Source organism: Aquibium sp. A9E412, from assembly GCF_030398335.1.
Taxonomy (GTDB): domain Bacteria; phylum Pseudomonadota; class Alphaproteobacteria; order Rhizobiales; family Rhizobiaceae; genus A9E412.
This window is the reverse complement of sequence record NZ_JAOAOP010000120.1, coordinates 1-4,841: the sequence shown is the minus strand read 5'-3', so window position 1 is coordinate 4,841 and position 4,841 is coordinate 1. Positions and strand designations below refer to the sequence as shown.

The following is a 4,841-nucleotide window of genomic DNA, read 5'->3' as shown; positions in this document are numbered from 1 at the left end:
CTCAAGCATGGCAGCGGTCTCCGAATCACCGCCACCAACCGAATCAGAATCCAAGCAAGTTCGAAACACCGTTAACCCGAGTTCACTGCCGTGCGCACCGCCGCCGCGCGTTGACAGCCCGGCGCCGATCGTCTATGGCCAGCCGCACCGCCGGGTGAGGCCATCCGGCGGTTTCTTCGACGTGTCCCGTGGTCCGCTTGCCGCTTGCGCGCGCGCACGGACCTGTCAGGCCCCGCAAACACGGGGTCAGAGGAGGGCGCGTTTCCTTCACCCGGGTCGTGAAGACCCGGGCGCAATGTCTTGAAAGGGAATGCGATGAGCAAGCGCCATTCGGCAAAATACAAGCTCGACCGCCGGCTCGGCGAAAACATCTGGGGCCGCCCCAAGTCGCCGGTCAACCGCCGCGAATACGGCCCCGGCCAGCACGGCCAGCGCCGCAAGGGCAAGCTGTCCGACTTCGGCCTGCAGCTTCGCGCCAAGCAGAAGCTGAAGGGCCATTACGGCGACATCTCCGAAAAGCAGTTCCGCCGCATCTACGACGAGGCCAACCGGCGCAAGGGCGAGACGACGGAGAACCTGATCGGCCTTCTGGAATCGCGTCTCGACGCGCTCGTCTACCGCGCCAAGTTCGTGCCGACGATCTTCGCCGCGCGCCAGTTCGTCAATCACGGCCATGTCAAGGTCAACGGCCGGCGGGTCAACATCCCGTCCTTCCGCTGCCGCCCGGGCGACGTGATCGAGGTGCGCGAGAAGTCGAAGCAGCTCGCCATCGTGCTCGAGTCGACGCAGCTCGCCGAGCGCGACGTGCCGGAGTATGTCGAGGCCGACCACTCCAAGATGACGGCGACCTTCACCCGCGTGCCGACCCTCTCCGACGTGCCGTTCGCCGTGCACATGGAGCCCAATCTGGTCATCGAGTACTACTCGCGCTGACCGGCCCCGGCCGCACCGATCGAGAACGAGGCCGCGCCAGTCGCGGCCTTTTTCTTTGCCGCCGCGGCGGTTATGCAGGCGCCAGAAGAGGCTCGCGATGACCGTGCACCCGATGCCAGACCCCGAACCCGCCGGCGACGGCGCCGTCCACCGGCTGTTCGCCGGCGCGCCGTCCTCCGTCGCGTTCAACAAGCTGCGCAAGCGGCTCCTGCGCCACGCCCGCCAGGCGCTCGACGACTTCGCCATGCTGCGGCCGGGCGAGCGCTGGCTGGTGGCGCTGTCGGGCGGCAAGGATTCCTACGGCCTGCTCGCCGTGCTGCTCGATCTCAAGTGGCGCGGCCTGCTGCCGGTCGACCTTCTGGCCTGCAACCTCGACCAGGGCCAGCCCGGCTTTCCGCAGCACGTGCTGCCCGACTTCCTCGACGGGCTCGGCGTGCCGCACCGCATCGAGTACCGCGACACCTATTCGGTGGTGACCGGCAAGCTGCCCGCGGGCGCCACCTACTGCGCGCTGTGCTCGAGGCTGCGCCGCGGCCATCTCTACCGCATCGCGCGCGAGGAGGGCTGCCGGGCGCTGGTGCTCGGCCACCACCGCGAGGACATCCTCGAGACCTTCTTCATGAACCTGTTCCACGGCGGCCGGCTCGCCGCCATGCCGCCCAAGCTGATGAACGACGAGGGCGACGTGATGGTGCTGCGGCCGCTCGCCTATTGCGCGGAGGCCGACCTCGCCCGCTTCGCCGAGGCGCTCGCCTTTCCCATCATCCCCTGCGACCTGTGCGGCAGCCAGGAGGGCCTGCAGCGCAACGCCATGAAGGCGATGCTCGACGACATCGAGCGCCGCATGCCCGGCCGCAAGGACACGATGATCCGCGCGCTCGCCAACGCGCGCCCCTCGCACCTGCTCGACCGCGCGCTGTTCGACTTCGCCGCGCTCGGCGCGGGCTGAGCGGGCGGGGCGGCCGCGCCCAGCCGCCTCACGCCGGCCCGACGCCGAACAGCCGGCCCTTCTCGGCGATCAGGATGAGGCCGAGCGCGATCACCGACACGCCGGCGAAGCCGGTGACCAGCGGGAAGATGGTGCCGTCGAAGGCCTGGCCGATCAGCGCGCCGACGATGCCGCCGCCCACCGTCTGGGTGAAGCCGAGCACCGAGGCGCCGGTGCCGGCCACCGCGCCGAGCGGTTCCATGGCGATCGAGTTGAGGTTGGCGCCGACCCAGCCGAACAGCGGCATGATCAGGCAGAACATGCCGAGGAACAGCCAGAAGGGCACCGGCATCAGCCAGGCGATGACGGCGAGCGCGGTGCTGAGCACGGCGTAGAGCAGCAGCGCGGTGTGCGACAGCCGGCGCTGGCCGACCCGCCTGACCAGCCGCGAATTGAGGAAGGACGACACCGCCATCAGCATCGCCACCGAGGCGAAGGCGACCGGAAACAGCGGCCCCAGGCCGTAGATGTCGACATAGATCTGCTGCGCGGAGTTGAGGAAGGCGTAGAGCGAGCTGAAGAAGAAGGCCGTCGCCAGCGCGTAGAACAGCGAGGTGCGGTTCGACACCACGATGCGGAAGGCGCCGATCACGGAGGCCATGGTGAGCGGCCGGCGGCGTGCCTCGGGCAGCGTCTCGGGCAGGCGCAGCGCCGTCCACAAGAGCATCGCGCCGCCGAACACCGCCATCGACAGGAAGACCAGATGCCACTCGCCGAACAGCACGATCACCTGGCCGGCGAGCGGCGCGAACACCGGCACCACCATGAAGACGACCATGACGAGCGACATGATCGCCGCCATGTCGCGGCCCGAATGGGTGTCGCGCACGACCGAAAGCGCGATGGTGCGGGTGGCCGCCGCGCCGATGCCCTGCAGCACGCGCGCGGCGATCAGCAGCTCGAAGCTCGGTGCCAGCGCGCCGGCGGCCGCGCTCAGGATATAGAGCGCCAGCCCGGCGAACAGCGGCGCGCGCCGGCCGAAGCGGTCGGAAACAGGACCGAAGAAGAGCTGCGCGCCGCCGAAGCCCACGACATAGGACAGGATGACGAACTGGGCATGGTTGGCGTCGCTCAGCGCCAGGTCGGCGGCGATCTCGGGGAAGGCCGGCAGCATGATGTCGATGGCCAGCGCGTTGAGCGCCATCAGCCCGGCGAGGATGGCGATGAACTCCGGTCCGCGCGTCGCGCTTCTGCGGGTGGTCACAGGCGCGGCGGCGTGCTCAACGGCCATCGAAACGGCTCCCGATCTGACAAGACGTGCTGAAAAAAAGAAATGCGCCGGGCAGGGCCGGCGCATCCTTCAACTGCGGTCCCGGCCGCGGCCGGGCCGACCGGTGGCGGATGCCGTCAGGCGGCGCCCTTGGTGTTCACGCCCTTCTCGCCGAGATAGGACTGCAGCTCGCCGGCCTGGAACATCTCGCGGATGATGTCGCAGCCGCCGACGAACTCGCCCTTGACGTAGAGCTGCGGGATGGTCGGCCAGTTGGCGTAGTCCTTGATGCCCTGGCGCAGCTCGTCCGAGGTCAGCACGTTGACGCCCTTGTAGGGCACGCCGAGATAGTCGAGGATCTGCACGACCTGGCCGGAGAAGCCGCACTGCGGAAAGCCCGGCGTGCCCTTCATGAAGAGAACGACGTCGTTGCTCTTCACTTCCTGGTCGATGAATTCGTTGATACCGCTCATTGCTTCACCCTTTCCCGGCCGGGGTAAAGGCCCGGCGGATTCGAGACATGCCCCTATGTATTGCAGCATGGCCCGCGGTGCAATCGTGCGCGGCGGGATGCGCGCCTGCGGCGGCCGGGCGGCACCGGCTAGCGCCAGTCTGCCGTTCGCGGTATCGCAGACCGGCTCCAACGTGTCGTCGTGACGCGTTTGCCGGCGGCGAACCGGTTTCCGCTTCGCCCGGAAGCGCCCTGGACTCCAACGCCGTCTTCAGCCCTTCGTCACCTGTCCGAGGTGCCTGCGACCGAGATGTCCGCCCGACCTTCCAAGAGAAAAATCAAATGCCTGATGTGCCGACGATCGAGACGGAGCGCCTGTTCCTGCGTCCTATGACGAGCGAAGACTGGCCACGATATGCCGACATGATGCGTTCTCAGCGCGCAGCCCACATGGGTGGTCCATATTCAACGAGGGCCGCTTGGGGCCTGTTCTGTCACGATGTGGCTCAGTGGGCACTCATGGGCCACGGTGCTTTGATGATGGACGATCGCGAGACGGGTAGATGTCTCGGTCAGGTTGGCATCAATCACGGACCTCTCTTTCCGGAGCATGAACTGGGGTGGTTCGTCTATCCCCACGCTGAGGGAAAGGGCTATGCCCATGAAGGTGCAGCGGCATTGCGGGACTGGGCCTTCGAGGTACGTGGGCTCAAGACCCTCGTCAGCTACATTGACCCCTGCAACACCCGGTCCCGCAGGCTCGCAGAACGGCTAGGGGCGCGGTTGGATGCGGAAGCGCCTCGCCAAGATCCGAACGATCTCGTTTTCAGGCATCCTCATCCGTAAGCCCGTATCGGCGCTCGACCGAGCCAGTCGTTTGGACCGTCGCCGACGACGCAAACGTGTCGAACACGTGCGTACCCACCGCCAACCCGAGCGTCGGGCAAGTCCGCAACTGCGCCGTTCCGGCAGATCAGGCGGTGGACTGCAACGTCTCCGCTTCACGGCAGCAATAACCGGTTCTGATTGGGCCGTCGGCACAACCGTCGAACGCTTCTTCAATCGCATGAAGCCGATGCGGGGGCGCGCCACGCGTCATGACCGGCGCGCCGACAATTTTCCGGCCGCCCTCGAACGCGCGGCCATTCGCATCTGGATCACGGTGCCTATAGCGTTTCCAGGCGAAGTGGAAACCGGTTCGCCGTTCGGAAACGCGTGAAAACAATGAGTTAGAGCCGATCTGCGATTCCGTGAAACGC

General features: G+C 67.1%; 6 protein-coding genes. 3 read left to right on the top strand and 3 right to left on the bottom strand.

Annotation, left to right across the window (positions count from 1 at the left end; translation table 11 throughout):
• The first annotated feature begins 315 nt into the window (after nt 1-315).
• Both rpsD and ttcA read left to right on the top strand, forming a co-directional pair.
• Complete coding sequence (gene rpsD / locus N1F89_RS20350; RefSeq protein WP_290086305.1) at nt 316-933, top strand: 30S ribosomal protein S4; 618 nt, start codon at nt 316-318, stop codon at nt 931-933.
• Nucleotides 934-1,045: 112 nt separating this feature from the next.
• Nucleotides 1,046-1,882 (top strand): tRNA 2-thiocytidine(32) synthetase TtcA, encoded by an 837-nt coding sequence (ttcA, locus tag N1F89_RS20345; RefSeq protein WP_290086308.1) that lies wholly within the window; start codon nt 1,046-1,048, stop codon nt 1,880-1,882.
• A gap of 28 nt (nt 1,883-1,910) precedes the next feature.
• Here ttcA and N1F89_RS20340 read toward each other — a convergent pair whose 3' ends face one another.
• Nucleotides 1,911-3,152, bottom strand: coding sequence for a multidrug effflux MFS transporter (locus N1F89_RS20340; RefSeq protein ID WP_290086304.1), 1,242 nt, complete (start codon nt 3,150-3,152; stop codon nt 1,911-1,913).
• Nucleotides 3,153-3,268: 116 nt separating this feature from the next.
• Nucleotides 3,269-3,604, bottom strand: a complete 336-nt coding sequence (gene grxD / locus N1F89_RS20335) for a Grx4 family monothiol glutaredoxin (RefSeq protein ID WP_290086302.1) — start codon at nt 3,602-3,604, stop codon at nt 3,269-3,271.
• A gap of 320 nt (nt 3,605-3,924) precedes the next feature.
• On the opposite strand from grxD, the gene N1F89_RS20330 reads away from it, so the two are divergent.
• Nucleotides 3,925-4,428: a GNAT family N-acetyltransferase gene (locus N1F89_RS20330; protein WP_290086301.1), complete on the top strand. Its 504-nt coding sequence runs from the start codon at nt 3,925-3,927 to the stop codon at nt 4,426-4,428.
• 127 nt (nt 4,429-4,555) lie between these two features.
• On the opposite strand, the gene N1F89_RS20325 is transcribed toward N1F89_RS20330, so the two are convergent.
• A partial coding sequence (locus N1F89_RS20325) for a hypothetical protein (RefSeq protein ID WP_290086300.1) occupies nt 4,556-4,841 on the bottom strand: 286 nt, incomplete at its 5' end.